This window comes from Pseudonocardia sp. 73-21 (assembly GCF_001899645.1).
Classification (GTDB): domain Bacteria; phylum Actinomycetota; class Actinomycetes; order Mycobacteriales; family Pseudonocardiaceae; genus Pseudonocardia.
This window is the reverse complement of sequence record NZ_MKVV01000080.1, coordinates 1-22,983: the sequence shown is the minus strand read 5'-3', so window position 1 is coordinate 22,983 and position 22,983 is coordinate 1. Positions and strand designations below refer to the sequence as shown.

Sequence of the window (22,983 nt, the reverse complement as noted above, 5' to 3'; positions counted from 1 at the left end):
GCGGCCTCGCGGCGATGCGCTCGGTTTCCCGAGCCCTCAGCTCAGCGAGGCGAAGAACCGGCGGATGTCGCCCACCAGCAGGTCGGTGTCCTCGTGCGCGGCGTAGTGGCCCGCGGCGTCGGCGGGTGGGCCGGCGGGCCGGCCCGCGTCGTAGGCGTTCCAGCTCACGATGCCGGCGTGGTCGCGGTCGGCGAACGCCCGGATCGACCGGAAGTCGCCCGCGAACATCGCGACGCCCAGGGGCGCGGTGGTGGGGCCGGTCGGCTGGTCGGTGGCGTGCGCGTCCTCGTAGTAGAAGCGGGCGGCCGACGCCACGGTGCCGGTGAACCAGGAGATCGCGACGTTGGTCAGCACGAACTCGGGGTCGAGGCTCTCGCCGAAGAGCTGTGCGTGCCAGCCGAGCAGGCCGACCGGCGAGTCGGAGAGCGCGTAGGCGAGGGTCTGCGGCTGCTGGCTCTGCAGGACGTTGAACGCGGACTTGTGGTCCATGAACCACTGCAGGTGCTCCAGCGCGGCGTGGTCGTCGGCGGTGAGCTTCTCGAACTCCGCCGGGTCGCCCGACGGGAACGAGTACACCTGCGTGACGTGCACGCCGACGACGTGCCCGGCGTCGAACCGGCCGATCTCGGGGGCGAGCATCGAGCCGGCGTCGTTGCCCACGGCGCCGTAGCGGTCGTAGCCCAACCGGGCCATCAGCTCGGCCCAGGCACGCGCGGTGCGCCAGCGGTTCCAGCCCGTGCTGCGCGTCGGGCCGGAGAAGCCGAAACCGGGCAGCGACGGGATCACCACGTGGAACGCGGGCTCGTCGGCGGCGGGCTCGGTGAGCGGCCCGATGACGTCCAGGTACTCGACGAACGTGCCCGGCCAGCCGTGGGTGAGCACCAGCGGCGTCGCGTCCGGCCGTGACGAGCGGACGTGCACGAAGTGGATGTCCTCGCCGTCGATCTCCGTGACGAACTGGGGGAGCGCGTTGAGCCAGGCCTCCACCGCCCGCCAGTCGAACTCCTCGCCCCAGTAGCGCGCCAGCTCGCGGACGCGGGTTCCGGGCACGCCGTAGGAGTCGCCGACGCCGGGGAGCTCCGACGGCCAGACGGTGCGGTCGAGGCGGCCGGTGAGGTCGTCGAGCGCGGTCTGGGGGACGTCGATGCGGAACGGGCGGATCGCGGGCATGAGAGCCTCCGTTGAACGGAACGATGTGTTCCGTTCCAAGTTAGCAGAGCGGAACGATCCGTTCCAGTGCTAGATTCACGCCGTGGTGGACACCAGCGCGCTCTCCGGCCGGCGCCGCCAGGCCGCGGCCAACGACGAGGTGATCCTCTCCGCGGCGCGGGAGGTGTTCCTGGAGGATGCGCGGGCCCCGATCGCGGCCGTGGCCCAGCGCGCCGGCGTCGGGATCAGCGCGCTCTACCGCCGGTACCCGGGCAAGGACGACCTGCTGCGCCGCCTCTGCCGCGACGGGCTGCTGCACTTCGTCGCCGAGGCGGAACGCGCGCTGGCCGAGCCGGACGGGACCGCCGCCCTCGTGGGGTTCCTGGAGCGGGTCGTCGACGCCGACGTCCACTCGCTCACCGTCCACCTCGCGGGCACGTTCACCCCGACCGTGGAGATGGACGACGACGCCCGTCGGGCCGACGCGCTGCTGACCGAGGTGGTCGGGCGGGCCCGGCCGGGGCTGCGACCCGGCGCGGTGGCGCAGGACATCGTGCTGCTGCTGGAGGCGTGTGCCGCCGTCCGCGTCCCGGACGCCGGGCGCACCCGTGAGCTGCGACGGCGGGTGCTCGCGCTCGTGCTGGACGGCCTGCTCGACCCGACGTCCGGCGCGGAGCTGCCGGGCCCCGCGCCCGCGCCGGGCGAGCTGGCCTGGCGGTGGCACGCTTGACTTCGAGTGCGCTCGAAGGCCTAGCGTCGAATCCGTGACCACAGCAGCACAGCACAGGATCGGCAGCGGCTTCGGCGCCACCACCACGGCGGCCGAGGTGCTGGCCGGCGTCGACCTGACCGGCAGGCTGGCCGTCGTCACCGGCGGTTACTCCGGCCTCGGTCTGGAAACCACGAAGGCGCTGGCCGCGGCGGGCGCGCACGTCGTCGTCCCGGCCCGGCGCCCGGACGTCGCCAAGGAGGCGCTCGACGGGATCGACGGCGTCGAGACCGACGAGCTGGACCTCGCCGACCTCGACAGCGTCGCCGCGTTCGCGCAGCGGTTCCTCGCCTCCGGCCGCGACATCCACATCACGATCGACAGCGCCGCCGTCATGGCCTGCCCGGAGACCCGTGTCGGGCCCGGGTGGGAGGCGCAGTTCGCCACCAACCACCTCGGCCACTTCGCGCTGGTCAACCGGCTGTGGCCGGCGATCGCCCGTGGGCGGGGCCGCGTGGCGTCCGTGTCGTCGCGGGGCCACCACCGCTCCGCCATCCGCTGGGACGACGTGCAGTTCGCGACCGGTTACGAGAAGTGGCAGGCCTATGGGCAGGCGAAGACGGCCAACGCCCTGTTCGCCGTCCAGCTCGACGCGCTCGGCCGGGACTCCGGTGTGCGCGCGTTCTCGCTCCACCCGGGCGGCATCCTGACGCCTCTCCAGCGGCACCTCCCGAAGGAGGAGCAGGTGGCGATGGGCTGGATCGACGAGTCCGGCAACCCGGTGAACCCGGCCGGCTTCAAGACCCCGGAGGCCGGTGCCGCGACCCAGACCTGGGCGGTCACCTCGCCGCAGCTCGACGGCATGGGCGGGCTCTACCTGGAGGACTGCGACGTGGCCGAGCCCGCGGCCGAGGCCGGCGCGAGAGGCGTGCGTCCCTACGCGGTCGACCCGGAGCAGGCCGCCCGCCTCTGGACGCTCTCGGCCGAGCTGACGGGCGTGAACGCGTTCGCCTGACCCCCTGTGAGCGGAAATCAGTGCTGGAGCACTGATTTCCGCTCACGGGCGGCGGAGCCGCAGCTCCCGGCCGTCCCAGCGGCGACGCAACCACCGGTCGTGGCTGGCCACCACCACCGCGCCGGGGCTGGACGTCAGCGCCGCCTCCAGCTCCTCGACCAGCGCCGGCGACAGGTGGTTGGTCGGCTCGTCGAGCAGCAGGAGCTGGGGCGCGGCGGCCACCAGCATCGCCAGCTCCAGCCGCCTGCGCTGCCCCACCGACAGCTCGGTGACGGGCCGGTCGACGTCGCGCGGCGCGATCAGGCCCAGGTCGACGAGCGGCACCGTCGCCGGCCCGACGCGGTCGGCGTAGACCTGCCGGGCGGTGCGCTCGGGCCGTTCGATCGCGATGTCCTGGGCCAACAGCCCGACGCGCAGCCCGCGTCGCAGGTGGACGGTGCCCCCGGCCGCCAGCCGTCCGGCCAGCACCGCGAGCAGCGTCGACTTGCCGGCGCCGTTCGCGCCCGTGACCAGCAGGCGGTCGTGGGCGCCGATGTCGAGGCGGTCGAGGGCGAGACGGCCCGGTACCCGGACGTCGCGCAGCGCGGCGGCGGGGCCCGGAGCGGCGTCGCCGAGGGTCGCGGTGAACGTCAGCGGCGTCGGCGGCTTGCGGACCTGGTCGCGCTCCAGCTCGTCGAGGCGCTGCCGGGCGTTGCGGACCCGCCGGGACACCTGGCTCTCCACGCGCCCGCCCTTGAAGCCGTAGAACAGCTTCGGCTCGTTCCCGCGGGGCTTGTTGTGGGAGACCGTCCGCGCCGTGACCGCCACCGAGTGCCGCAACACGCGGAGCTCGTCCTGCTCGTCGGCGTAGCGCTGCTCCCAGCGGGCGCGTTCGGCCCGCCGGGTGGCGAGGTAGTCGGTGTACCCGCCGCCGTAGCGCGTCGGGCCGTCGACCGCGGGATCGAGGTCGACGAGGTCGGTGCACACCGCGTCGAGGAAGGCCCGGTCGTGGCTGGCCACGACCACCACCCCGGGCAGCTTCCGCAGCTGCTCCTCCAGGAACGCGGCCGCGTCGTCGTCGAGGTGGTTGGTCGGCTCGTCCAGCAGCAGCGCCGACGGGCGGCGCATCAGCAGCGCCGCGAGCCCGAGCCGGCCGCGCTGGCCGCCGGACAGCGTGCTCAGCGGGCGCGCGTGGTCCAGATCCAGGCCCAGCCCGGCCAGCACCAGCTCGGCGCGGCGGTCGGCGTCCCAGGCCTCGAGGTCGAGGTACCGGTCGACGGCGGACGTGTCACCGGACTCCACCGCGTCGACGGCGGCGCGGGCCTCGCGCAGCGCGTCGTCGAGGACGTCGGCCACCGTGGCATCGGCCGGGAACGCCAGCTCCTGGTGGCCGTAGCCGAGATCGGCCGGCCGTTCGACCTGCCCCGCATCGGGTTCCTCGACGCCCGCGAGCAGCCGCAGCAGCGTCGACTTGCCGGCGCCGTTCTCCCCGATCAGGCCGATGCGGCGGCCGGGCGTCGCGGTGAGCGAGACGCCGTCGAGGACGGTGCGGTCGCGGTAGGACCTGACGAGGTCATGGGCGAGAAGGGCTGCAGGCATGCACACCACCGGGAGAGCGCAGTTCGCTCCCACGGGGCGTGGCCTCGGCGTGGGGGCGTGGCGTGCTCAGATCCACATGATGATCAGCAGAATGCCCTGCCGTCATGGAGCGCGCAACTCGATGAACGGCGCCCCCAACGGCGGGATCCACGGGGCAGCGTCACGGCGGGGGTGAGATCGTGCTGCGTGCCCGCGAGCAGGTTCGCCGGGAACCGCGGCTCACCGCTCTGCCGCGGCCCGGATCCCGTCGTTGTGGTCGTACACGGCTGCGCCGGCGGTGGTCGCCAGCGCGCGGGCGAAGCGCACCGCGTCCCGGCCGCCCCGCTGCCCTACCCAGCGCGTGCCGGGCTCCGTCGCCTTCGCGCGTGAGGTCGAAGGAGTGCTCGCCACCGCGGCGGCCGACGATCCCGCCGGTGAGTCTGACGCCGCCATCCGGGTGGATGCACATCCGGGCGGGAACAGGACAAGCGTGCGCGCCGTTGTCGGCCCGTGCATCTGCTCGTGCGCTGGTTGCTGGCCCCGCTCGCCCGATTGCTCTACCGCCCTGACGTGCACGGTGCCGACAACGTTCCGCGGCACGGGCCGGTGATCATCGCGTCGAACCACCGCGCGGCCGTCGACACCGCCGTGATCGCGCTGACGGCCGGGCGTCCGGTGTCGTTCCTCGGCAAGGCCGAGTACTTCGTGGGCCAGAGCCTCAAGGGGAGAGCGCTGGCGGCGTTCCTCTCCGCGCTCGGGTACGTGCCGGTCGACCGCACCAACGCCAAGGCCGGGCTGGCCGCGCTGCACGCCGCGCGCACCGTGCTGGAGGCCGACGGCGCGTTCGCGATCTATCCCGAGGGCACCCGCTCGCTCGACGGCCGGCTGCACCGCGGCCACACCGGCGTCGCCACGCTGGCGCTCGACACCGGGGCCGTCGTCGTGCCGGTGGCGCTGGTCGGCACCGAGCGGGTGCAGCCGGTGGGGGCGCGGTTCCCGCGGCTGCGCCGGGTCACCGTCCGCTACGGCGAGCCGCTGGACTTCTCCCGCTACGACGGGCTGGGCGGCTCCAACGTGATCCGGCGGGCCGTCACCGACGAGATCATGTACGCCATCGCGTCGTTGTCGGAGCAGGAGTACGTCGACAAGTACCACCAGCGCCCCGCCGCCTGATCACCAGCGGATCGCGCCGAAGAGGGCCCGGAGCGGCGCCTCCCGGGCCGGGCGGCCGGTGGCGACCCCGGCGATCCGGCCGGGCACGCGGTCGCGGAACGCCGGATGGGCGCTGCGGTTCTGCACGTCGGGGCCGGTGCGGGCGCAGTTGTGCAGCAGCGCGCGCAGGGCGTCGAACCCGGTGCGCGGTGCGGCCGCACGGTGGTTGACGACCAGCCCCGTGACGTGGCCGAAGAACCCCTCCAGGTCCAGGCGCACCACCATCCAGCCGCCAAACGCCGCGAGTCGGCGGTTTCGGGTGGCCGAGTCGGCACTTTCGGGGGTGCGGCCGCGCACGCGGAACCGCCGACTCGCGCACGCGGAACCGTCGACTCGCGCACGCGGAACCGTCGACTCGCGCACGCGGAACCGTCGACTCGCGCACGCGGAACCGTCGACTCGTGGGGCGGGGCGGGCGTTCTACGGGCGGACCAGGAGCCAGTCGGTCGTGTGGCGGTACCAGGTCCAGCGGCGGACCTCCCTCGGATGCGCCACTCCGTCGGTCACCACCGTCATCGGCTCGCCGCCCAACTGCGCCGTGCGGCCGACCGCCTCGCCCCGTCCGCTCCTGGCCCGGAGGTCGACGGCGCGCGTCCGCCCGTCGGGCAGGCGGCCCGTCCGGCCGGCGCGGACGCCCACCCCGCCGGGCCCCGGCGCCGCCACCAGCCGGGGTGCGGTGCCGCGCAGCACCAGCACGTCGTCGCAGTAGCACTCGCCGCGCATCCCGCGGACCTCCCCGCGCCCGACGAGGACGCCGCCCGAGTCGTCGCGCACCAGCGGGACCGGCGAGGCCTTCCCGTCGAACGCCAGGTCGACATCGGACGGCAGGCCCCAGGCCTTCGCGGCGTCCGAGCCGCGGGTGGGCAGGTGGGCCAGCTCGACGTCGAGACGGTCGCTGCGCAGCAGCCGCTGCAGGACGGCGGCGAGGTCGGCGTCGTCGCCCGCCACCACCAGCCGCCGGGGGTTCGCGGCGAGCACCGGGTCGAGATCGGCCTTGCCCGGCCGGGCGGGCAGCGCGACCGTGGGCACCCCGGACGGGGTCGGGAGGCGCCGACTACCGTGGGAGCCGCAGGTCAGCAGCACCTGTTCCAGGTCGATCGAGCCCACCGGATCGGTTACCCTCCCGCCGCTGCGTTTGTACCTGCGCGTGTCCCACTGTCGTTCAGACTGGAGTCTTACATGCCCGCGATCGTGCTGATCGGAGCCCAGTGGGGCGACGAGGGCAAGGGCAAGGCCACCGACATCCTGGGCGACCAGGTGCAGTGGGTCGTGCGTTACCAGGGCGGCAACAACGCCGGCCACACCGTGGTGCTCCCCGACGGCCAGAACTTCGCGCTGCACCTGATCCCGTCCGGCATCCTCACCCCGGGCGCGAAGAACGTGATCGGCAACGGCGTGGTCATCGACCCGGGCGTGCTGCTCGACGAGCTGCAGGGCCTCGAGGACCGCGGGGTGGACACGTCCGGCCTGATGATCAGCGCCGACGCGCACTTGATCATGCCGTACCACGTGGAGATCGACAAGGTCACCGAGCGGTTCCTGGGCAAGTCCAAGATCGGCACCACCGGCCGCGGGATCGGGCCCGCCTACCAGGACAAGGTCGCCCGCGTCGGCGTCCGGGTGGCCGACGTCCTGGACGAGAAGATCCTGCACCAGAAGGTGGAGGCCGCGCTGGCGTTCAAGAACCAGGTGCTGGTCAAGGTCTACAACCGCCGCGCGCTGGAGGTCGACGAGGTCGTCGACACCGTGCTGGCCCACGCGCAGAAGTTCTCCGATCGCATCGCCGACACCCGGCTGCTGCTCAACAAGGCGCTCGAGGCCGGCGAGACGATCCTGCTGGAGGGCTCGCAGGGCACGCTGCTCGACGTCGACCACGGCACGTATCCGTTCGTCACCAGCTCGAACCCGACGGCGGGCGGCGCGGCCGTCGGCTCCGGCATCGGCCCCACCAAGATCACGCGGGTGATCGGCATCCTCAAGGCCTACACCACGCGTGTCGGTTCCGGCCCGTTCCCCACCGAGCTCCTCGACGCGATGGGCGAGCACCTGCGCAAGGCCGGCGGCGAGGTCGGCGTCACCACCGGGCGCCCGCGTCGCTGCGGCTGGTTCGACGCCGTGATCGGCCGCTACGCGGTGCGCGTCAACGGCATCACCGACTTCTTCCTCACCAAGCTCGACGTGCTGTCAGGCCTCGAGAAGGTGCCGGTCTGCGTGGGCTACGAGGTCGACGGCCGGCGCATCGACGACATGCCGATGACCCAGACCGACGTCCACCACGCGGTGCCCGTCTACGAGGAGATGCCCGGCTGGTTCGAGGACCTCTCGCCATACCGGAGCTATCCAGAACTCCCCGCCAACGCCCGGGCCTATGTGGAGCGAATCGAGGAGCTCACCGGTGCGCCCGTCAGCGCGATCGGCGTCGGGCCGGGCCGCGAGCAGACGATCACGCGCGACGTCTGACCCCCATCGGGGCAGCGCCACCAGCACGAGCAGCGACACCACCAGGAGGGCGGCGGCCGCCGCCGTTCCGGCGGGTCCGAGCGCGCCGAGGCCGAGCGGCCGGTCGAGCAGCAGTGCACCCGCCAGGGCGGCGAGTGCCCCGGTCAGCACCGGGAGCAGTGACGGGTAGTGGTCCATGTCGGTCGGAGGCGCACGCCTCCGACCGTGATACCTACGACGCGCAGGCGCCCGTGTCCACCTCGCGCGTGAGCCCGGGGGCGGCCTGCACCGCGCGTGACACCTGGTCGACGGTGAGCACGAAGCCCGTCTCGCTGTCGTCCAGTGCGGCGCCGAACACCACCCCGATCACGCGACCGGACGGGTCGATCATCGGCCCGCCGGAGTTGCCCGAGCGCACGGTGGCCCGGATCGTGTAGACGTCGCGGGTGATGTCGCCCTTCTCGTAGATGTCCGGGCCCTTGAGCTTGATCTCCTGGCGGACCCGGGCCGGGGTGACGGTGAAGCTACCGTCGAGCGGGTAGCCCAGCACGATGGCGTCGTCCTGAGGCGAGGCCGGCTGCGGCTCGAAGACCAGCGGCTTCTCGTCGAGGTCGGGCACGCGCAGCACCGCGACGTCGACCTCGGGATCGTAGAGCACCACCCGGGCGTCGAGGTCGACCGGGCCGCGGCGGCCCGCCACCTCCACCTGGGTGGACGACGTGCCCGCGACGACGTGGGCGTTGGTGAGCACCAGCTGCGGGCCGATGACGAACCCGCTGCCCTCCAGCATCCGCTGACAGGAGGGGGCCCGGCCACGGATCTTCAGCACGCTGGACCGGACGTCCTTGATCACGGCGTCGTTGCTCAGGGACGCGTTCGGCGGGCCGGCCTCGGTGATGGGGGTCTGCGAGAACGGGTTGGTGACGTCCGGGAAGCCCGAGTTGTTGAGCAGCTGGCGCAGCTCGTCGGGCAGGGCCTTGGCGCCGTCGGGCATCACCGAGTTGACGGCGCGCAGCACCTCGGAGCCGCGGATGCCGGCGGCCACCGTGGGGAAGCTGGCCGAGGCCAGCGGCAGCGCCACCAGCCACGCGGCGATCACCACGGTGACGGCCTGGAGCACCGACCCCAGCCCGGAGTCGATCTTCAGAGACCGCTCCCCGCGGATGTGGTCGCGGATGCGGCGGCCGAAGAACACCCCGGTGGTCTCCCCGAGAGCCACGAGCAGCACGACGACCACGATGCTGACGATCACCCGGCTGCTGGGGCTGGCGATGCCCGAGGCCAGCAGGGGGGCCAGGCGCACCCCGAGGATGGCCCCGCCCAGCACGCCGACGAACGACAGCAGTGCCACGGCCATGCCGTGTCGCCACCCCGAGACGGCGGCGATCAGGGCGAGGACGACGACCACCAGGTCGACCCAACTCACCGGCCACGCCCCCCGAACTTCACGATCCTGCGACCTCCTGCCGAGCGGCCCGAGCCGCGGATTCCAGGTCCTCGACCCGCGAGGTGTCCCAGGGACGTGCCCATCCACCGAGATCCAACAGCGCGGACAATAAGCCCCCCGTGAACCCCCACACGAGCAGGCCCGCCACCGTGAAGGCCGGCCCGGTCAACCCGGACGGATGCCCGACCTGGAACCGGTTGGCGGGATCGGCGAGCTGCTCCAGCGGCACCCGGACCACGGCCGCGGTCTCACCCGGGTCCACGGCGTGCACGGCCGTGGGGCGGGCCCAGTGGGCGAGCACCGGCGTGACCGCGAACCCCGACGGCGGGATGAACAGCTCGGGCAGCAACGTCAGGGGCACGACGCCCGACGGGTCGAGCCCGGTCTCCTCCTCGGCCTCGCGCAGCGCCGCGGCGATGGGGCCGGCGTCGTCGGGATCGGTGCTGCCGCCGGGGAACGCCACCTGGCCCGCGTGGTTGCGCAGGGTGCCGGCGCGCTCCACGAGCAGCACGTCCGGGCCGTGCGCGGGATCGTCGGCGAAGGCCATCAGGACCGCGGCGCGGCGGGCGTCCGGCCGGGCGCGGATCCGGTGCCGCGTCAACGCGGTGGCGTCGACGTCAGCCACTTCCCCGAGCAGCGGCCGGAGCCACGCCGGGGCGAGATCGGGCCGGAGCGCGGGCTCCTCCGGCTGCGCCGCCGAGCTCACGACAACCTCGTGACGGCGGCCGCCACCTCGTCGGCGGACGTGAACGGTACAGGTGGGTCCACCCGCGTCACGCGGCCGTCCGGCCGCACCACGTACGACATCGGCAGGCCGGGCGGGATGTCCAGCGCCTTGCGCAGGGCGTTGTCGGGGTCGGTGACCGACGGCAGCGTCACACCGAGGTCGGTGAGCAGGCCCAGGGCGGGGCGGGGATCGTCGGCGAAGTCGACGCCGAGCACGGGCACGGCGTCGGGCCGGGCGGCGTAGGACGCGAGCACGGGCAGCTCGGCGCGGCACGGCGCGCACCACGATGCCCAGACGTTGATCAGCACGGTCTGCCCGGCCAGGGCCCGGCCGAGGTCGACCGAGCCGGGCGCTCCGAGGCACGGCACCACGACGCCGGCCAGCGGGCCCGCCCCCGCGGAGCCGGTGCCCTCGGGATCGACCGCCGCCGGGCACGGTTCGAGGCGGGCCGCGGCCCGGGGTGCGGCGAGCTCGGCGTCGGGGACGGAGACGGCGGCGTGCCCGGGGTCCTGTGCCGCGGGTACCGCGGAGACGGACGTGGCCGCGTCCCGCGGCCAGAGTGCGTAGACGCCTGCCGCGGCGAGCAGCACGACCACGACGAACGAGATGATCTCCGCGCGGCCCAGTCTCGTCACGGCGCGTCCTGGTCCTCGGTGCCCGTGGGTGCGGGGGCCTCGTCGGCTGTACCGATCGCCGCCTCCACGGGAGGGACCACGTCGGCGGGCAACCCCACGAGCTCCAGCAGCCGCGGCCGCGACGGGCCCTTGAGCAGGGCCGCGGCGAGCATCGGGTCGGTGGGGCCGGTGCCGTAGGACGGGCAGTCGGCCGCGAGCGTGCACGCGCCGCAGGCGGGCTTCTTGGCGTGGCACACGCGCCGGCCGTGGAAGATCACGCGGTGGGACGCCATCGTCCAGTCGCGCTTGGGCACCAGCTCGCCGACCGCGTGCTCGACCTTGACCGGATCCTCCAGCCCGGTCCAGCCCCAGCGGCGCACGAGCCTGCCGAAGTGGGTGTCGACCGTGATGCCCGGCACGTCGAAGGCGTTGCCGAGGATGACGTTGGCGGTCTTGCGGCCGATGCCGGGCAGTTTCACCAGCTCGTCGAGGGTGTGCGGCAGCGTGCCGTCGTGCTTCTCGACGACGGCCGCGCCCAGGCCGATCAGCGAGCTGGCCTTGTTCCGGAAGAACCCGGTGCTGTGGATCATCTCCTCGAGCTCGGCGCGATCGGCCTTGGCGTAGTCGAGCGCCGTGGGGTAGCGCGCGAACAGCGCCGGCGTGACGGTGTTGACGAGCTTGTCGGTGCTCTGCGCCGACAGCACCGTGGCCACGGCCAGCTCCAGGGGCGTGCGGAAATCGAGCTCGCAGTGCGCGTCGACGTGGGTGTCGGCCAGCGTGCGCAGCATCCGGCCGACGCGACGCGCGCGGCCCAGGGACGGCTCACCGGCGGCGACCCGTTTGGCGAGACGCGCCGCGTTGCGGGTGAGGTCGAGCTGCGTGGTCACGCTCAAGAGCGTACGGCGGAGTCCCGACAGTCCTGGATCCCGTTCCATCCGCTCACGCAGAGTGGCTGATCAGGTCACGAAAACATATCGAGACGGCGGCGCACCGACCCCCGCCGTGCCGCGGCCAGGGCGGATGCGAGACGATTCCCCCGACATGACTGCCTGGTTGTCCGTCCTCGTGCCGCTGCTGGTGATGTTCTTCGCGCTCGGTATGGAGCGTGTGGAGTCCAAGCTGCGGGAGTCCACCGTGCGTACCGACGAGCTCGACGAGCTGCTCGACAAACCACGTCCGGACGAGGTGCGTGCGCTGTTCCGGCAGGGCACCGGTCGCGCACTGGAGCTCTTCCGGCTGCGGAGCCGCAGCCCGCGTGGGAGTCGTCCGGTCAAACGGAGCAATGCTGCCTGAGCCTGTTATGGCCCGAGTGGGGCTGAAGCGCCCTCGAATCCGCCGTTCGTGACCGCGAAACGGCCCTTGCGATGTAACACAGCGTTGGTGTTGCCCCTAGACTGCGTGCCGGTGATCCGCCGCGGGGCAGCGGCCGGGACGAGGAGCGGTAGTGGACGAGATTCTGATCCGCGCAGGGATCTTCCAGGGAGTCGAGCCGCATGCGGCCGACGCCCTGGCCCAGGCGCTGGAGAGCGCGGAGTTCCCCCGCGGGCACGTGATCTTCGCCGAGGGTGAGCCGGGCGACCGTCTCTACATCGTCGGCAACGGCAAGGTCAAGATCGGCCGGAAGTCGCCGGACGGGCGGGAGAACCTGCTCATGGTGGCCGGGCCGTCCGACATGTTCGGCGAGCTGTCGATCTTCGACCCGGGACCGCGCACGTCGTCGGCCACGGCCGTCACGGAGGTCCGCGCCTACACGATGGACCGCGCCGCGCTCCGCGAGTGGATCGGCAAGCGGCCGGAGATCGCGGAGCAGCTGCTGCGGGTGCTGGCCCGCAGGCTGCGCCGCACCAACAACATGCTCGCCGACCTGATCTTCACCGACGTGCCGGGGCGGGTGGCCAAGTCGCTGCTGCAGCTCGCGCGCCAGTTCGGGTCGCAGGAGTCGGGCCTGCTGCGCGTCACGCACGACCTGACGCAGGAGGAGATCGCCCAGCTGGTCGGCGCGTCGCGTGAGACGGTCAACAAGGCGCTCGCCGACTTCGCCCACCGCGGCTGGCTGCGGCTGGAGGGCAAGAGCGTGCTGATCCTGGAGCCCGAGCGACTGGCCCGCCGGGCCCGCTAGAACGAGCTCGTCGAAGGGCACCTCCCGCACCCGGCAGGTGCCTTTCGTCGCTCCTGGGCAATAAAGTGGTACGTCCGTACCAATCTGTGCGACCCTGGTCGACGTGTCCTCCTCGTCCGCCACCCTGTCCGACTACCGTGCCGCCCTGACCTCGCCCGGAGCGCTCGTCCCCGCGCTCGCCTCGGCGCTCGGCCGGTTCCCGATCGCCATGGTCGGGCTCGCGACGCTGCTCTACGTCCAGCGGGTGACGGGGTCGTTCGCGGCGGCCGGGCTGGTGTCGGCGGGCACGCTGGCCGGGGTGTCGCTGGGCTCGGTGGCGCAGGGCCGGCTGATGGACCGCGTCGGGCCCACCCGGCCGCTGCTGGTGGCCGCGGTGCTGTTCGGCCTGGCCGAGACGGGGCTGGTCCTGGCCGTGCAGTCGCGGGCGGCGCTGCCGCTGCTCGTCCTGCTCGCGCTGGTGGGCGGGCTCGTGCAGCCGGCGCTGCCCGGCGCGTCGCGGTCGCTGTGGGGCGTGCTGGTGCCCGCCGGCCCCCGGCGCGACGCGGCCTTCAGCTACGAGGCCATCAGCCTGGAGGTCTTCTTCATCCTGGGCCCGGCCGCCGCCGCGTTCCTGGTGGCGGCGCCCTGGCCCGGCACCGGTGTCGCCGTCGCCGTGTCGGCGATGGTGATCGGCTCCGTCGGGTTCGCGCTGAGCCGTCCCGTGCGCATCCAGGAGCCGGCCCCCCGCGGGCCGTCGATCGGGATTCTCGGTGCCCTGGCCCGGCCCGGCATGCGCACGGTGGCGCTCGCGTCGCTCGGGTTCGGGCTGGTCATCGGCACGGTGGAGGTCGGCGTGCCGGCGGTCACGGCCGAGGCCGGGTCGCCCGCGATGGGCGGCGTGCTGCTCTCGGCGTGGTCGGTGGCGTCGGTGCTCGCGGGCGTCCTGTACTCGCTGCGGCCCTGGCCCCGCCCGCTGCACCTGCGGCTGCCGGTGCTGCTCGCGGTGTTCGGGGTGTGCGTCGCGGCCATGGCCCTGACGGGTCCGCTCGGCTCCATCCCGGTGCTGGTGGTGGCGATGCTGTTCGCCGGCGCGACCATCACCCCGCAGGTCACGGCCCAGTCGCTCGGCGTCGAGGCCGTCGCCCCGGTCGGGACGGCCACGGAGGCGTTCGGCTGGGTGGTCACGGCGGCCACGCTGGGGCTCTCGGCCGGGCAGTCGGTGGCCGGCGTCATCGTCGACGCGAGCGGCCCGGCGGGCGCGTTCCTGGCCGGCGGTGTCGCGGGACTGGTCGTGGCGGTCGTCATCTGGCTGCGCCGCGGAAGCTTCAACGCCCCGGCGCCGGCCCGCCGGATGGCCCTCGTGAGCGGATAACGGTGTTCCCGCACTGATTTCCGCGCACGGGGGGCGTCAGCCGCGGAGGTACTCCAGCTGGGCCAGGACCGAGAGCTCGGCTGCCGGCCACAACGACTCGTCGACGTCCGCGTACACCGTCTCCACCACCTGCCTCGCCGACGCGGCGGGGCCGAGGGCGTCCAATGCGGCACGGACCTGGTCCAGGCGCTGTTCGCGGTGGGCGAGGTAGGCCTGGGCCACCGTGGGCGCGTCCGGGAGCTCCTGGCCGTGTCCCGGGAGCACCGCGGTGCCCGGTGCGAGGTCGGCGAGCCGGCGCAGCGACTCCAGGTAGGGGCCCAGCACGCCGTCGGGGTGGGCGATGACGGTGGTGCCGCGGCCCAGGACGGTGTCGCCGGTGAGCACCGTCGGCGGCGCGTCCGGACCGCTGAGCAGGAACGACAGCGAGTCCGACGTGTGGCCCGGCGTGGCCACCACCCGCAGCTCGACGCCCGCCGCGGCCACCACGTCACCGTCGCCGAGGGCCTCGGAGCCGAGCACCAGCGAGCGGTCCAGCGCCCGGACGGGCGCACCGGTCAGCTCGGCGAAGCGGGCGGCGCCGCCGGCGTGGTCGTGGTGGCGGTGGGTGAGCAGCACCAGCGCCACGGGCCCCTGCTCGGCCACGCGCTCCAGGTGCTCGTCGTCCTCGTCACCGGGGTCGACCACCACGCACTCCTCGACGCCCGGAGCCCGCAGCACCCAGGAGTTGGTGCCCTCCAGCGTCATGGCCGACGGGTTGCGGGCGAGCAGCACCGACGCCAGCGGCGTGACGGAGCGGAGCTCCCCGTACAGGGGATGGGTCATCCGGGGCTCCCGGGCGTCAGGTGCATCTCGGCGGTCTCGAACCCGGGGTCGCCGGGCAGCACGACCACCACCTGGTCGCCCTCGCGGCGCACCATCGGGATGATCGGCGTGATGACGCGTTGCGTGGCCGCGGCCAGCACCGACGCGGCGTCGGGGTGCTCCGCGATCTCCCGCAGCGACGTGAACGTGGGCGCGAGCAGCTGCATGTCGCCGCGCTCCCAGTGCTCGAGCGCGGTGGCCGGGTGCCACCACGTGGCCTCGACGGCCTCGGTGGTGTGGGCGTCGGCCTCCTGGCCCTCGGGCACCCGCGCGACGAAGAACGCCGTGTCGTAGCGCTTCGGCGACTGCTCGGGCGTGATCCACCGCGACCACGCCGCCAGCAGCTCCGAGTGCAGGGTCAGCTGCGCCCCGGCCAGGACCTCACCGAGCGTGCGGCGGTGGGCCACCAGCGCCTCCCGCTCGTGGTGGGGCGACGGGCCGGGCCCGGCCAGCAGGACGCCGCACTCCTCGAACGTCTCCCGCACCGCAGCGTGGACGAGCGCCCCGGCCATCTCCGCGTCACACGCCAGCCGTTCGCCCCACTGCGCCGGTGACGGGCCGCTCCACCGCGCCGGATCGGGCCGGTCGGAGGGATCGACGCCGCCGCCGGGGAACACCGTCATGCCGCCCGCGAAGGCCATGCCGGCCACCCGGCGCTGCAGGAAGACCTGGAGCGGAGCGCGGCCGGGCGGGGGGTTCGGATCGTCGCGCAGCAGCAGCACGGTGGCCGCCGGTTTCGGGACGACGGTCTCGGTGGGCACAGTCGGACCCTAACTCCCCGCGAGGCAGGATGGCGGTCGTGGATCACATGCGCGTCGGGCTGGTGGGGGGCGGGCCGTGGGCCCGCGGAGTGCACGGACCGGCGATCGTGGCGCATCCCGCCACCACGCTGACGGGCGTGTGGACGCGTCGCCCCGAGCAGGCCACGGAGCTCGCCGCGTCGCTCGGGAGCACGGCCTACGCCGATCTCGACGCCCTGATCGCCGACGTCGACGTGGTGGCGCTGGCCGTGCCACCGCTGGTCCAGGGCGCGCTGGTGGTGCGCGCCGCGGCGGCCGGGCGCCACCTGATCTGCGAGAAGCCGCTCGCGGAGACGCTCGACGGGGCCCGGGAGGTGGTCGAGGCCGTCACGCGGGCGGGCGTCCACTCGTCGATCGTGCTGACGCTGCGCCACGCCCCCGACGTGCAGAGCTGGCTGGCGGGGATCCCGTCGACGCCGGGGGTCGACACGACGGGCTCGGCGCGGTGGCTGTCGGGTGCGCTGCTCGGTGGGCCCTTCGCGGCGTCGCCGTGGCGGGCGGAGCAGGGCGCGCTGCTCGACGTGGGCCCGCACCTCGTCGACCTGCTCGTCGCCGCGCTCGGGCCCGTCACGGGGGTCGACTGGGCCCACCGCACGGATCCCGATCTCTGGCGCTTCGGCCTCACCCACGCCGGGGGCGCCACGAGCACCGTGATCACGTCCCTGGCGCTGCCCGTGGACCCGACGGAGAGCGAGTTCACCGTGTTCGGCGGCGCCGGGGTCCACCGGCTGCCCGGCCGGGTCTGGGACGCCGCGTCCAGCTACGCCCACCTGCTCGACGAGCTCGTGGCGGCGGTCCGCGGCACCGGTCCGGCCCCGGCGCTGGACGCGGCGCACGGACTGCGCCTGCAGGAGATCCTCGACGAGGTCCGGGCCGTCGTGGGCTGATCCGTCAGCCGGCGAGGTCGGGCGGGTCGTGGCGCCCCGGGCCGTTCCCGTTCGTCCCGTTCCCGTTCGTCCCCGTGCGGCTCTGCCCGTTCCCGTTCGGGGCGGCCACGCCGGCCCGACGCGAGGTGCGCGGCCGGGTGCCGGAGCCGAGCTCGGCCTGCAGCCGGGCGAGCAGCTCGCGGTCGGCGTCGCTCAGCCGGGCCACCGGGTCGGGCCGGAGGCCCGGACCCTCGGCGGCCTGCTCCTCACGGGCCGGTTCCGGGGCGGCCGGTGCCCGATCGGGGCCGGACGACCGGGGCGAGTTCGGCGCCGGCGATCCGAGCTGTGACCGGGGAGCGGCGGGAGTCGGTGGGCCGGTCGGGGGCCGTGACGTCGGGGGCGACACCGCGGCGGGGGGCTGCGGAGCGGCGGCAGCCGGCGGGACCGCGGACGCCGCCGGGCCGGTCGGAGGCAGCGCGACGATCGGGGACTCCGCCGTGAACCGCGATGCGAGCGGCGACAGTGGAATCGGGGGCGCGGACGCCGGGGGGGCCTCGGCGAGGCCGTGGGCGGCCCGGTGCCGCGGCGCGTCGATCTCGTCCACGTCGGACCCGGGATCGGACCCGGGCTCGTCCTCGACCGTCCGGGCCGACCGGTCCGGACCCGACCGGTCCGGACCCGACCGGTCCAGATCCGACGGCGACACGGCCCAGTCCCCCGACGCCCACTCGTTCGCCCACCGGTCCTCGGCGGGCGCGGGCGCGGTGACGCCGATCGGGCGGTCGGGGGCCAGCGGGCTGATGCCGTGGAGGCCGAACGGGTCGTCGTCCTCGTCCTCGACGGGTGTGCCGTGCTCGTCGAAGGGGGTGGGGTCCAGCAGCGGGGCGAGCAGCGGCGCGTTGAGCGGCCCGCTGAGGGGGTCCTGCATCGAGCGGAACATCGGGGTGTCGGCGAGCGCCGGGATCTGCCCCTGTTCGAGGGACGAGTAGGCGTCGCCGCCGTCGGGGCGCACGGTCCGCTGCGGGTCGGTCGCCTCCGCTCCGGACGTGTCCCCGGCGGTGTCCACCGGCGTCTCGTCGTGCACAGGCACCAGCGGGCGCACCCTCGTGCCGTCACGGCGGGCCAGCGGAACGGGGCTCGGCAGCGAGGACCGCGTCAGCGGCGTGACGGTGGTGCGGCGGCGTTCGAACGGGCGGGGGGCGGGACGGGACTCGGGCCCGGCCGGGGCGGCGTCCCGCGCGGGACGCAGGGGCAGCGGCCGGGAGGCGGGGGTGATGGGGGTGATGTCGCCGACCACGGTGCCCGTCGGGTCGGTGGCCGCCGCGTCGGGCCCCGACGGCTCGCCGGGCACTGCGAACGGTCCCTCGGCGGCCCACAGGTCGGCGTACCCGGGTTCCGGCCGCGGCTCGGGCGCAGTGGCCTCGTCGACGGGCTCGACGACGGGCTCGACGACGGGCTCGCCCGGCGGCGCCGCAGGCGGCGCGACGACGGGCGGCGCCGTGGCCGATGCCTCGTGGATCCGCTGCGCCGCACGGCGGGCGGCGGCGTGGTACTCCGAGAGCGGGTTCCCGCTGGTCAGCACCTCCACCGACGCCACGACCCCGGACCGGTCCAGGGCCACGGACAGCTGGTAGGCCAGGACGTCGGCCGGGCGGCCACCCGCCTCGACCTCGACCAGCACGACCGGGTGCGGCAGCGGCCCGGGCGCGGACCCGGCCGGCGTCAGCCGCCAGGCCAGCCGCACCTCGGCGCCGTCGAGCAGCCGCGGCGGGAGGGCGCCCACGGCCGCGGCGACGCGGTCGTCGCCACCCGGGGGGGCGGCGGCGAAGCGGTGGTCGAGCGCGGAGTCGGACGCCTCGGGGAGGGCGCTGCCGGCGTCGAGATCGGTGTGCGCCGCGCGGGCCGCCGCGACCAGCGTCGCCCGGAGGGCGGCCCGCAGGGAGGTGCGGTCGGCGGTGACGCCGGCCGTGACCAGTGCGATGGCCCGGGTGTTCTCACCCACCGCCACCAGCTCCCGCGCCCAGGCCAGCAGGTCGTCGTCCACCTGGCCGGCCATCGCGAGCAGCAGGTCGTGTGTGGATGATCCCGATGTCTCGGCCACGTGCCCTCCTCCGGTGCCCCTCATCACGCTCCTGCCGACGCCGCCGTCGCCATCTCCGGTGACCGCCACAGCGGGGCCGATCCGATGATGGCCGCCTGGTGGTAGGCGGGGGGTTCGTCGTGCGGCGGGAGAACCTCCACGCACGGTGTGCGGTCGCCGTGGGCGCGCAGCACGCGCTGGAGCGTGCCGGCCAGCTGCCACGGCCGCTCGCCGCCGTGCACGAGGACGATGCGCTGTTCGCGACGGGTCCCGGCCCGCCACGCCTGGCGCAGCTCGATGCAGCCCGGGTGGCCGCGGACCACGGCCAGCACGCTCAGCGCGGCCTGGTCGACGTCGGGTTCCGAGCGGAACTCCGCCGTGGTGACCTCGGGCGCCGGCAGCGGCAGCACGGCGTCCATGAGGCGGGCCGACGCCCCCCACGTCCCGGCCGAGGCCACCAGCAGATCACGCTCGTGGTCGTCGAGGGCGACGCGGTGGCGCAGCAGCTCGCGCGGCAGCATCGCGGTGATGGAGGAGTGGGCGTCGACGGCGAGCCAGTCGCGCAGGCGCCAGAGCAGCTCGTCGGGCAGCCGCCCGGCGAGCCGGACCAGCAGCTCGTGGCACGCCTGGGCGGGTGCCGATTGCGCCTCCGCGGGGAAGAGCGCGTCGGCGGTGCTCACCCCGCGACCTCGACGATCAGCTCCACTTCCACCGGCGCACCGATGGGCAGCTCCGCCACGCCGACGGCCGAGCGGGCGTGCTTCCCGGCGTCGCCGAAGATCTCCCCGAGCACGTCCGACGCACCGTTGATCACGCCGGGCTGGCCGGTGAACCCGGGCGCCGACGCCACGAACCCGACGACCTTGACGACACCGGTGACGGCGTCCAGGCCGACCAGCTCGTCGATCGCGGCCAGCGCGTTGAGGACGCAGGTGCGGGCCAGCTGGTAGGCGGTGTCGACGTCGACCTCGGCCCCGACCTTGCCCGTGACGGCGAGTTTCCCGTCGACGAACGGCACCTGACCCGCGGTGAACACGAGCGTGCCGGTCTGCTTCGCGGGGATGTAGGCGCCCGCGGGCGCGGCGACGGCGGGGAGCGTGATGCCCAGCTCGGCCAGGCGCGCGGTGGGGGTGCTCATGGCTGCTTCGGCCGCTTGAACCAGGCGACGGGCTGGTCGCTGTTGGCGCCGGTGGTGACGGCCACCAGCTCCCAGCCGTCACGGCCGAAGTTGTTGAGGATGGCCTGGGTGCTGTGGATCAACACCGGGGCGGTGAGGTATTCCCATTGGGTCACAGCCGGGGAGCTCATGGGAAAGGACTGTAGCCAGCGCCTCATCCCGTTCGGGCGGCCGGGATGGCTACCGGCTCGTAACCTCAAGGGGTGACACCTTCCTGGCCAGCAGAGTTGTCGGCCGCCCGCCTCCACGTCGTCACCGGCAAGGGGGGCACCGGCAAGACCACCGTCGCCGCCGCCCTCGCGCTGGCCCTCGCGACGGGTGGCAAGCGGACGTTGCTGATCGAGGTGGAAGGCCGCCAGGGCATCGCCCAGCTGTTCGACACCCCGCCGCTCCCCTACGAGGAGCGCAAGATCGCCGTGGCGCCCGGCGGTGGGGAGGTGCGCGCGCTGGCCGTCGACAGCGAGGCGGCGCTGCTGGAGTACTTCGAGATGTTCTACCGGCTCGGCATGGCCGGTCACGCGCTGCGCCGGATGGGCGCCATCGAGTTCGCCACCACGCTCGCGCCCGGCCTACGCGACGTGCTGCTCACCGGCAAGGCCAAGGAGTGCGTCAACCGCCGCGACGCCGACGGCCGCCCCGCCTACGACGCCGTCGTGCTCGACGCGCCGCCCACCGGCCGCGTCGTCAGCTTCCTCGACGTGACGAAGGCGATGGCCGACCTCGCGAAGAGCGGCCCCATCCACAGCCAGGCCGAGGGCGTCGTCGAGGTGCTGCACTCGCCGCTCACCGCCGTGCACGTCGTGACGCTGCTGGAGGAGCTGCCCGTGACCGAGACGCTGGAGACCCTCGACGAGCTGGCGGCCGCCGGCCTGCGCCCGGGCGCGGTCATCGCCAACCAGGTGCGTCCGCAGTGGCTGCCGGACCGTTCCGTCGCCGCTGCGGCCGGTGGCCGGGTGGACGCCGCGCGCATCCGCGCCAGCCTGGCCTCGGCCGGTCTCGACCTCACCCCCGACGTGATCGACGGGCTGGTCGCCGAGACCGTCGAGCACGCCCAGCGGGTGCACGCGGAGGCGGTGGCGCTCGCCCGCCTCGACGCGTCGTCGGCGGCCCCGGCCCGCCTCGAGCTGCCCCGGCTGATCGGCGGCGTCGACCTCGGCGGGCTCTATGAACTCGCCGAGACGTTGTGTGCGCAGGGTGTGGGCGGCTCCGCCGCCCGTGAGCGGAAATCGGGGCCAGGACCCGGATATCCGCTCACGACCTCAAGCGGGACGCGCTCATGAACGCCATGAAGACGCCGGCCGTCCTGGACGTCGACGCGCTGCTCGACGACCCGACCACCCGCGTGATCGTCTGCTGCGGCTCGGGCGGGGTGGGCAAGACCACCACCTCGGCCGCGCTGGCCGTGCGAGCCGCCGAGCGCGGCCGGCGCACCGTGGTGCTCACCATCGACCCGGCCAAGCGCCTCGCGCAGGCCCTCGGCCTGCAGATCCTCGGCAACGAGCCCGCCGCGGTGAGCTCCGTCGACGGCGACCTGCACGCGATGATGCTCGACATGCGCCGCACCTTCGACCAGATGGTGCAGACGCACGCGGAGCCAGGCCGCGCCGAGGCGATCATCGCCAACCCCTTCTACCAGACCATCTCCTCCTCGTTCTCCGGAACGCAGGAGTACATGGCCATGGAGAAGCTGGGCCAGCTGGTGGCCACCGGCGACTGGGACCTCGTGGTGGTGGACACGCCGCCGTCGCGCTCGGCGCTGGACTTCCTCGACGCCCCGCAGCGCATGTCGACCTTCCTCGACGGCCGGATGATCCGCCTGTTGTCCTCGCCCGCCCGGGCCGGTGGACGCGGCCTGCGCAAGCTCGTCGGCGGCGCGTTCACGCTGTTCGCGAAGGCCGTCTCCACGATCATCGGCGGGCAGATGCTCACCGACGCGTCGGCGTTCGTGCAGGCGTTCGACACGATGTTCGGCGGCTTCCGCGAGCGCGCCAACGCCACCTACGAGCTGCTGCGCTCGCCCGGCACCGCGTTCGTGGTGGTGGCCGCACCGGAGCCCGACGCGCTGCGCGAGGCCGCCTACTTCGTGGACCGGCTCTCCGCGGAGGAGATGCCGCTGGCCGGGCTGGTGCTCAACCGCACCCACCCGGTGCTGGCGGAGCTCTCGGCGTCGAAGGCCCGCAACGTGGCCGACGAGCTGCGCGGCGCGCCGCTGGCCACGGCCGTGCTGCGCCTGCACGCCGACCGCGTCGACCTCGCCGGGCGCGAGGAGAGCCTGCTGGCCCGCTTCACCGGCGCCCACCCGACGGTGGCGGTGACGAGCGTGCCGGTGGTGGCCGACGTCGGGGACCTGGACGGGCTGCGCGAGATCGGCACCCGCCTGGCCGACGGTGGCCCGCACCCGCAGGCCACCGCGCTCCGTTCCGCGCGGTAGCCGGTCGAGCACGGTCAGGCGGACTCCGACAGGTCCTCGGCCTCCTGCTCCGCCGCCAGGTGATCGGCCGTCTCGTCCGCCGAGCCCGCGTAGTGGGCGGCCCGGGCGTCGTGCAGCAGCTCCGACCACGACTCCACGTCGGGTCGCCGGCGCAGCAGGGCCCGGCGCTCCCGCTCGGTCATGCCGCCCCACACCCCGAACTCGATGCGCTGGTCGAGGGCGTGGGCCAGGCACTCCGTGCGCACCGGGCACGTGCGGCAGAACAGCTTCGCGTCGCGCTGCAGCGCCCCGGCCACGAACAGCTCGTCGGCGTCGTCCGCCCGGCAGCGTGCGGCCACGCGCCAGTTCCACCGACCCGTCATGGTTGCTCCGTAAGGTTGTTGATGTTCGGGACGGGAGGTTCCGGACGCCCGGGACGGCAGGGTGTGG

General features: G+C 74.3%; 25 protein-coding genes. 10 read left to right on the top strand and 15 right to left on the bottom strand.

Going from position 1 to position 22,983, the window contains the following annotated elements; genetic code table 11:
- Nucleotides 1-36 precede the first annotated feature (36 nt).
- On the bottom strand, nt 37-1,170 hold the full coding sequence (locus tag BGP03_RS24945) for an epoxide hydrolase family protein (RefSeq protein WP_298797982.1): 1,134 nt from the start codon (nt 1,168-1,170) through the stop codon (nt 37-39).
- A gap of 82 nt (nt 1,171-1,252) precedes the next feature.
- On the opposite strand from BGP03_RS24945, the gene BGP03_RS24940 reads away from it, so the two are divergent.
- Nucleotides 1,253-1,879, top strand: a complete 627-nt coding sequence (locus BGP03_RS24940; RefSeq protein ID WP_296370460.1) for a TetR/AcrR family transcriptional regulator — start codon at nt 1,253-1,255, stop codon at nt 1,877-1,879.
- A gap of 34 nt (nt 1,880-1,913) precedes the next feature.
- Entirely contained in the window at nt 1,914-2,873 is a 960-nt protein-coding gene (locus BGP03_RS24935) for an SDR family NAD(P)-dependent oxidoreductase (RefSeq protein WP_298797980.1), read from the top strand.
- 42 nt (nt 2,874-2,915) lie between these two features.
- Here the strand turns inward: BGP03_RS24935 and BGP03_RS24930 are convergent, their stop codons facing one another.
- Nucleotides 2,916-4,451, bottom strand: a complete 1,536-nt coding sequence (locus tag BGP03_RS24930; RefSeq protein WP_296370458.1) for an ABC-F family ATP-binding cassette domain-containing protein — start codon at nt 4,449-4,451, stop codon at nt 2,916-2,918.
- Between the two features lie 489 nt (nt 4,452-4,940).
- On the opposite strand from BGP03_RS24930, the gene BGP03_RS24925 reads away from it, so the two are divergent.
- A complete protein-coding gene (locus BGP03_RS24925; protein ID WP_296370457.1) occupies nt 4,941-5,603 on the top strand; it encodes a lysophospholipid acyltransferase family protein in 663 nt (220 codons plus the stop codon).
- On the opposite strand, the gene BGP03_RS24920 is transcribed toward BGP03_RS24925, so the two are convergent.
- Both BGP03_RS24920 and BGP03_RS24915 read right to left on the bottom strand, forming a co-directional pair.
- Entirely contained in the window at nt 5,604-5,867 is a 264-nt protein-coding gene (locus BGP03_RS24920; protein ID WP_296370456.1) for a hypothetical protein, read from the bottom strand.
- Between the two features lie 195 nt (nt 5,868-6,062).
- A complete protein-coding gene (locus BGP03_RS24915; protein ID WP_296370455.1) occupies nt 6,063-6,749 on the bottom strand; it encodes a hypothetical protein in 687 nt (228 codons plus the stop codon).
- Between the two features lie 72 nt (nt 6,750-6,821).
- On the opposite strand from BGP03_RS24915, the gene BGP03_RS24910 reads away from it, so the two are divergent.
- Nucleotides 6,822-8,102, top strand: a complete 1,281-nt coding sequence (locus tag BGP03_RS24910; protein ID WP_296370454.1) for an adenylosuccinate synthase — start codon at nt 6,822-6,824, stop codon at nt 8,100-8,102.
- A 211-nt stretch (nt 8,103-8,313) separates the two neighbouring features.
- On the opposite strand, the gene BGP03_RS24905 is transcribed toward BGP03_RS24910, so the two are convergent.
- From BGP03_RS24905 to nth, 4 genes are read right to left on the bottom strand one after another with little or no spacing between them, the layout of a single operon-like run.
- Complete coding sequence (locus tag BGP03_RS24905) at nt 8,314-9,507, bottom strand: MarP family serine protease (RefSeq protein ID WP_298797977.1); 1,194 nt, start codon at nt 9,505-9,507, stop codon at nt 8,314-8,316.
- Between the two features lie 19 nt (nt 9,508-9,526).
- Complete coding sequence (locus tag BGP03_RS24900; RefSeq protein ID WP_296370452.1) at nt 9,527-10,234, bottom strand: CoA pyrophosphatase; 708 nt, start codon at nt 10,232-10,234, stop codon at nt 9,527-9,529.
- Nucleotides 10,231-10,890 (bottom strand): TlpA disulfide reductase family protein, encoded by a 660-nt coding sequence (locus tag BGP03_RS24895; protein WP_298797974.1) that lies wholly within the window; start codon nt 10,888-10,890, stop codon nt 10,231-10,233. Before BGP03_RS24895 ends, BGP03_RS24900 begins: the two co-directional genes overlap by 4 nt.
- Nucleotides 10,887-11,657 (bottom strand): endonuclease III, encoded by a 771-nt coding sequence (nth, locus tag BGP03_RS24890; RefSeq protein ID WP_298798061.1) that lies wholly within the window; start codon nt 11,655-11,657, stop codon nt 10,887-10,889. Before nth ends, BGP03_RS24895 begins: the two co-directional genes overlap by 4 nt.
- A 253-nt stretch (nt 11,658-11,910) precedes the next feature.
- On the opposite strand from nth, the gene BGP03_RS24885 reads away from it, so the two are divergent.
- The 3 genes from BGP03_RS24885 (at nt 11,911) to BGP03_RS24875 (ending at nt 14,339) form a co-directional block, all read left to right on the top strand.
- The gene (locus tag BGP03_RS24885; protein WP_296370450.1) at nt 11,911-12,162 is read left to right on the top strand and encodes a hypothetical protein; all 252 of its coding nucleotides are present in this window, start codon (nt 11,911-11,913) and stop codon (nt 12,160-12,162) included.
- Nucleotides 12,163-12,313: 151 nt separating this feature from the next.
- Complete coding sequence (locus BGP03_RS24880) at nt 12,314-12,988, top strand: Crp/Fnr family transcriptional regulator (RefSeq protein WP_296370449.1); 675 nt, start codon at nt 12,314-12,316, stop codon at nt 12,986-12,988.
- A gap of 103 nt (nt 12,989-13,091) precedes the next feature.
- Entirely contained in the window at nt 13,092-14,339 is a 1,248-nt protein-coding gene (locus BGP03_RS24875; protein WP_296370448.1) for an MFS transporter, read from the top strand.
- A 36-nt stretch (nt 14,340-14,375) separates the two neighbouring features.
- Here BGP03_RS24875 and BGP03_RS24870 read toward each other — a convergent pair whose 3' ends face one another.
- Nucleotides 14,376-15,161, bottom strand: a complete 786-nt coding sequence (locus tag BGP03_RS24870; RefSeq protein ID WP_296370447.1) for an MBL fold metallo-hydrolase — start codon at nt 15,159-15,161, stop codon at nt 14,376-14,378.
- Complete coding sequence (locus tag BGP03_RS24865) at nt 15,158-15,961, bottom strand: NUDIX hydrolase (protein WP_296370446.1); 804 nt, start codon at nt 15,959-15,961, stop codon at nt 15,158-15,160. The genes BGP03_RS24870 and BGP03_RS24865 overlap by 4 nt, the downstream gene beginning before the upstream one ends.
- Nucleotides 15,962-16,008: 47 nt before the next feature.
- Between BGP03_RS24865 and BGP03_RS24860 the strand changes: the two genes are divergently transcribed.
- The gene (locus BGP03_RS24860) at nt 16,009-16,887 is read left to right on the top strand and encodes a Gfo/Idh/MocA family oxidoreductase (protein WP_296370611.1); all 879 of its coding nucleotides are present in this window, start codon (nt 16,009-16,011) and stop codon (nt 16,885-16,887) included.
- A 4-nt stretch (nt 16,888-16,891) separates the two neighbouring features.
- Here the strand turns inward: BGP03_RS24860 and BGP03_RS24855 are convergent, their stop codons facing one another.
- The 4 genes from BGP03_RS24855 to BGP03_RS24840 are packed head-to-tail and all read right to left on the bottom strand — an operon-like array spanning nt 16,892 to nt 20,254.
- Nucleotides 16,892-18,967: a hypothetical protein gene (locus BGP03_RS24855; RefSeq protein ID WP_298797971.1), complete on the bottom strand. Its 2,076-nt coding sequence runs from the start codon at nt 18,965-18,967 to the stop codon at nt 16,892-16,894.
- Nucleotides 18,968-18,990: 23 nt separating this feature from the next.
- Nucleotides 18,991-19,626 carry a hypothetical protein gene (locus BGP03_RS24850; protein WP_296370444.1) on the bottom strand — a complete coding sequence of 212 codons (636 nt, stop codon included), beginning with the start codon at nt 19,624-19,626 and terminating at the stop codon, nt 18,991-18,993.
- Nucleotides 19,623-20,084, bottom strand: a complete 462-nt coding sequence (locus BGP03_RS24845) for a RidA family protein (RefSeq protein ID WP_296370443.1) — start codon at nt 20,082-20,084, stop codon at nt 19,623-19,625. Before BGP03_RS24845 ends, BGP03_RS24850 begins: the two co-directional genes overlap by 4 nt.
- Nucleotides 20,081-20,254, bottom strand: a complete 174-nt coding sequence (locus BGP03_RS24840; RefSeq protein WP_296370442.1) for a hypothetical protein — start codon at nt 20,252-20,254, stop codon at nt 20,081-20,083. Before BGP03_RS24840 ends, BGP03_RS24845 begins: the two co-directional genes overlap by 4 nt.
- A 72-nt stretch (nt 20,255-20,326) precedes the next feature.
- On the opposite strand from BGP03_RS24840, the gene BGP03_RS24835 reads away from it, so the two are divergent.
- Complete coding sequence (locus tag BGP03_RS24835) at nt 20,327-21,403, top strand: ArsA-related P-loop ATPase (RefSeq protein ID WP_296370441.1); 1,077 nt, start codon at nt 20,327-20,329, stop codon at nt 21,401-21,403.
- Nucleotides 21,400-22,554 (top strand): ArsA family ATPase, encoded by a 1,155-nt coding sequence (locus tag BGP03_RS24830; RefSeq protein ID WP_296370440.1) that lies wholly within the window; start codon nt 21,400-21,402, stop codon nt 22,552-22,554. Before BGP03_RS24835 ends, BGP03_RS24830 begins: the two co-directional genes overlap by 4 nt.
- A gap of 14 nt (nt 22,555-22,568) precedes the next feature.
- On the opposite strand, the gene BGP03_RS24825 is transcribed toward BGP03_RS24830, so the two are convergent.
- Complete coding sequence (locus BGP03_RS24825) at nt 22,569-22,916, bottom strand: WhiB family transcriptional regulator (RefSeq protein ID WP_296370439.1); 348 nt, start codon at nt 22,914-22,916, stop codon at nt 22,569-22,571.
- Nucleotides 22,917-22,983 lie beyond the last annotated feature (67 nt).

What these genes read in the sequence shown, in the direction of transcription:
- nth (WP_298798061.1), bottom strand. Translation starts at nt 11,657, where the DNA reads ATGCTGCGCACGCTGGCCGACACCCACGTCGACGCGCACTGCGAGCTC.
- BGP03_RS24930 (WP_296370458.1), bottom strand. Translation starts at nt 4,451, where the DNA reads ATGCCTGCAGCCCTTCTCGCCCATGACCTCGTCAGGTCCTACCGCGAC.
- BGP03_RS24825 (WP_296370439.1), bottom strand. Translation starts at nt 22,916, where the DNA reads ATGACGGGTCGGTGGAACTGGCGCGTGGCCGCACGCTGCCGGGCGGAC.
- BGP03_RS24945 (WP_298797982.1), bottom strand. Translation starts at nt 1,170, where the DNA reads ATGCCCGCGATCCGCCCGTTCCGCATCGACGTCCCCCAGACCGCGCTC.
- BGP03_RS24910 (WP_296370454.1), top strand. Translation starts at nt 6,822, where the DNA reads ATGCCCGCGATCGTGCTGATCGGAGCCCAGTGGGGCGACGAGGGCAAG.
- BGP03_RS24860 (WP_296370611.1), top strand. Translation starts at nt 16,009, where the DNA reads ATGCGCGTCGGGCTGGTGGGGGGCGGGCCGTGGGCCCGCGGAGTGCAC.
- BGP03_RS24885 (WP_296370450.1), top strand. Translation starts at nt 11,911, where the DNA reads ATGACTGCCTGGTTGTCCGTCCTCGTGCCGCTGCTGGTGATGTTCTTC.
- BGP03_RS24845 (WP_296370443.1), bottom strand. Translation starts at nt 20,084, where the DNA reads ATGAGCACCCCCACCGCGCGCCTGGCCGAGCTGGGCATCACGCTCCCC.
- BGP03_RS24920 (WP_296370456.1), bottom strand. Translation starts at nt 5,867, where the DNA reads ATGGTGGTGCGCCTGGACCTGGAGGGGTTCTTCGGCCACGTCACGGGG.
- BGP03_RS24830 (WP_296370440.1), top strand. Translation starts at nt 21,400, where the DNA reads ATGAACGCCATGAAGACGCCGGCCGTCCTGGACGTCGACGCGCTGCTC.
- BGP03_RS24840 (WP_296370442.1), bottom strand. Translation starts at nt 20,254, where the DNA reads ATGAGCTCCCCGGCTGTGACCCAATGGGAATACCTCACCGCCCCGGTG.
- BGP03_RS24870 (WP_296370447.1), bottom strand. Translation starts at nt 15,161, where the DNA reads ATGACCCATCCCCTGTACGGGGAGCTCCGCTCCGTCACGCCGCTGGCG.